Annotated in this window: 2 protein-coding genes, 1 pseudogene and 1 other annotated feature; of the genes and pseudogenes, 1 reads left to right on the top strand and 2 read right to left on the bottom strand. The window is 61.3% G+C overall.

Annotated features, from left to right (window positions below; translation table 11 throughout):
• The first annotated feature begins 50 nt into the window (after positions 1 to 50).
• Positions 51 to 1291 (top strand): IS3 family transposase gene (locus K8I04_06740; GenBank protein MBZ0071407.1). Its coding sequence is split into 2 segments (ribosomal slippage): positions 51 to 330 and positions 330 to 1291, totalling 1242 coding nucleotides; the frame shifts between segments, so codons are not numbered across the junction.
• Positions 329 to 442, top strand: a sequence feature (AL1L pseudoknot). Its footprint overlaps the gene before it by 114 nt.
• 26 nt (positions 1292 to 1317) lie before the next feature.
• Here the strand turns inward: K8I04_06740 and K8I04_06745 are convergent.
• Positions 1318 to 3654 (bottom strand): annotated as a pseudogene (locus tag K8I04_06745) (DEAD/DEAH box helicase family protein).
• The coding region (locus K8I04_06750) for a virulence RhuM family protein (protein MBZ0071408.1) at positions 3651 to 3905 on the bottom strand (255 nt) is incomplete at its 5' end. The gene K8I04_06750 and the pseudogene K8I04_06745, both read right to left, overlap by 4 nt.

A 3905-nucleotide genomic window follows, 5' to 3' on the forward strand; every position in this document is an offset into this window, starting at 1 on the left:
TGAATCGCCCCGGTTTCCGAGGAGGCTCAAATCTTTGAGAGGATTGAGCCATGAACAATGCAACGAAGTTTTCCGCAGAGGTGCGCGAACGCGCAGTGCGGATGGTGCAGGAGGGACGGGGCGAGTATCCCTCCCTGTGGAAGGCCGTGGCGGCGATTGCCCCCAAGATCGGCTGCACGCCCACAACCTTGCTGAGCTGGGTCAAGCGCGCCCAGGTTGATGGCGGGCGGCGGCCCGGCGTCACCACGCACGAGCGCGATGAGATCAAGGCGCTGCAGCGTGAGGTCAAGGAGTTGCGGCGCGCCAACGAGATATTGCGCCTTGCCAGCGCTTTTTTCGCCCAGGCGGAGCTCGACCGCAAATTCAAGTGAACGCGTTCATCGACAGGCACCGCGAAGTGCATGGGGTCGAGCCGATCTGCAGGACGTTGCAGGTCGCCCCGTCGGCGTACTGGCGTCACGCTGCTTGTCAGCGCGATCCTGAACTGCGTAGCGAGCGAGCCAAACGCGATGAGGTGCTGGCCGTAGAGATTGAGCGTGTGTACAACGCCAATTGGCAGGTCTATGGCGTGCGCAAGCTCTGGCACCAGTTGCAGCGTGAGGGTATTGCCGTGGCTCGCTGTACCGTGGCTCGGCTGATGAAGCACCTGGGCATCGAAGGCGCACGCCGTGGCAGGCGCGTGCGCACCACTATGGCCGATGCCGCCCAGCCGTGCCCGCTCGATCGGGTCAATCGCAACTTCACCGCCGAGCGACCCAACCAGCTATGGGTGGTCGACTTCACGTACGTGTCCACCTGGCAGGGATGGCTGTACGTGGCCTTCGTCACCGACGTCTTTGCCCGCCGTATCGTGGGCTGGCAGACAAGCACGTGCATGAACACCGATTTCGTGCTGGACGCCCTGGAGCAGGCATTGCACGCGCGTCAGCCGGACAAGGGCGCGCTCACGCATCACGGGGACAGAGGCTCACAGTATCTGTCCTGGCGCTACAGCGAGCGCCTGGTCGACGCTGGCGTTGCCGCCTCGGTGGGCTCCGTGGGTGACGCCTACGACAACGCCTTGGCCGAGACGATCAATGGCCTGTACAAGACCGAGGTGATCAAGCGACTGGGGCCGTGGAGATCTCGTGAGCAACTGGAGCTGGCCACACTGCGCTGGGTCCACTGGTTCAACACCGAACGACTGCTTGAACCCATCGGTAACATTCCACCAGTAGAAGCTGAAGCAAAATACTTCAGTAACTTGGCAATCAAACACGCTTCGGAAGAGGCGGCCACTTTAACCACGTAGCCTCCTCGAAACCTGGGGCGATTCAAACCGCCGAACAACATCTGCTTGATCTTGCTCAGCTCGGTCACCGTTTCACGGTAGTTGTGTGCCGTCTGCCCGGCGACCGCCGTGTAGTTGCACGGTTTGAGTTCTGTGAAACCTCGGCTGACCTGCACCTCGTAGTCAGTGGCCTCTTCCCAGAAGTGGGCCATCATCTCGGCCCGGATCAGGCGGGCGAGCTCTGCACCATAGGTGTCGAACACTTCGTGCAGCTCGCTTTCCGAGTAGTTCTGCGCCTGGTAGTGGGCTACCGCCTGACCGGCCAAGTCGTAGAGCAACTCGGCCTGTGTGAAGTAGTCGATGTCGTCGTAGTCGATCAGCTTCTTGACGATGTAGTCCTCGAAGCGCTGCTCCCTGATGCCCGCTTCACGGCTCATGGTGAACTGATGGTTCGTGCGCAGCTCTTGGCCGACGATCTCCCGTTGACCCGGCTGAAAGTTGGGCAGTGAGCCCAGCTTGAACGGGTGGAAGCCGGTGGTGACCTCCCCGGTAGGCACCACGGCTATTCGCGGAATGTCGATGGTTTGCTGAACCACGATCTCCGTGGTCTTGGACACGACGGCCGACAAATCAAGAGCCGGTGCGGCATCGTCCACTTCAGCCAGCAACTCCCCCTGGGCAGGCTTCAGTCGCTCTGTCACCTCAGCCAGGATGGCCGATTGCACATCCGGGGTGAGCAGTGCGCTGCTTGTCGGCACGAGGTCACGCTTCACCTCGTACTTGCCGATCACATCCATCACCACACGAGCGGCTTGGCGCTCGCGCTCTGTGGTGAACACGGGCGCAGGCGCGGCGGCCGGTGCCGCCCCCATGCTGACAGCACTGGTGGCCACGGGCGGGGGCTCCGCAAGACCGAGGCGGGCCATGGCGCCTGAGCTGACTTGCACGCTCACCTTCTTGTCGTCTGCGCTGGGTGCCTCCAGGATCACCTGCTTCAGGCGGATCGGCGAGTCGCCTCGGTTCGCCTCGTCGATGATCTCTTGGAACTTGTCGTGGGCCACGATGTTCAAGCGGTCCACCGCAGCAACACCCGTGCGCTTGCCATAGGGCAGGCGCAAGCCGCGACCGATGGATTGCTCGATCAGCGTGCGCGCGTTGGCCGCGCGCAGGGGCACGATGGTGTAGAGGTTCGTCACGTCCCAGCCCTCTTTGAGCATGTTGACGTGGATGACGATCTCAGTGGGTTCGTCCACGCTCTCCACTGCCAGAAGCTTGGAGATCATCTCCTCCTCTTCGGCCCCGGTGCGGCTGGAGTCCACCTGAATCACCTTGTCCGCATAGCGCCCTTCATAGAAGGCCGATGACTCAATCAGCGTCTTCAGCTGCGAGGCATGCGTGGTGTCCCTTGCGATCACGAGCATGAAGGGCTTAACCACCTTCACGCCGTTCTCACGGGCATAGGTCAGCAGCTCGACCTTGGTGGTTTCGTGAAGGCGAACGCCATCTTCCAGCTTGATCTTCTCGATCTCTTCTGCCGAGTGCGCCCTGGCGTCGAAATTGCGCTGGGTCACGGCTGCGGGCTCTTTGACAAAACCGTCTTCCATCGCCCGCGCCAGTGGGTAGTCCATCACCACGTTTTTGAAGGGAACAGGGCCGCGTGTGGATTCCACGAACGGGGTGGCCGTCACCTCAAGGCCAAACAAGGGCTTCAGTTCGTTGATGGACCGCACACCCGCACTGGCTCGGTAGCGGTGCGACTCGTCCATCAACAGCACCAGGTCTTCCAGGCTGGCCAGGTGGTTGAAGTAGCTGTCTCCCAGCACCTCCCGCATGCGCTTGATGCGAGGCTCCTTGCCGCCACGCACTTCGGAGTTGATCTTGGAGATGTTGAAGATGTTGATGCGCACGTCGTGGGCAAAGCCCATCGTCTGGTCCTGAACCACCGCACCGGTTTGGTCGTAGTTGTCGCCCATGATGATCAAGGGCGGTTGCTGAGCAAATTCGGCGATTCCCTTGAACACATACTTGGGCGTGTTGCGCGTGAAGTCGGTGATCAGCTTGTTGTAGATCGTCAGGTTCGGTGCCAGCACGAAGAAGTTGTTGATGCCATGCGCCAAGTGCAGGTAGGAAATGAACGCGCCCATGAGCCGTGTCTTGCCCACGCCTGTGGCCAGCGAGAAGCACAGCGAGGGGAACTCGCGCTCAAAGTCCTCCAGCGTCGGGAATTCCGCCTTCAGCGTGGAAAGGATGGCCGAGACCTCCCGTTCATGGCCCATCAGTTCAGGTGCGGCATCGAGCGCGCGCACCAACCGGGCCAGCGACTCCGCCTGCGGCGGTCGAAGAGACAGCCGACCGGCAATGTGGTTCTGCACGCGGGCGCTCATGCTTCATTCCCCTTTTTCTTGTTCGGCAACGCTTTTCTGCTTCTTTGAAGCTGCTTGACCGGTTGTGCGATGGAAGCCTCGAAATCCTTTTCCACCACCGAGGGCAGATTGCGAACCCGCGCCTGGTACTCGGCATATGCGGCTTCCGCCTTGTCCTGCGCCACCTTGGCCTGCACCTTGCCAGCGTGGGTCAGGATGTCCTTGCGGGTCAGGCGCAGAAAGTTATCTAGCTCCGTTGCCCAATCGCGCAT

The sequence above is a fragment of the Gammaproteobacteria bacterium genome (assembly GCA_019911805.1).
Classification (GTDB): domain Bacteria; phylum Pseudomonadota; class Gammaproteobacteria; order Thiohalobacterales; family Thiohalobacteraceae; genus JAHJQQ01.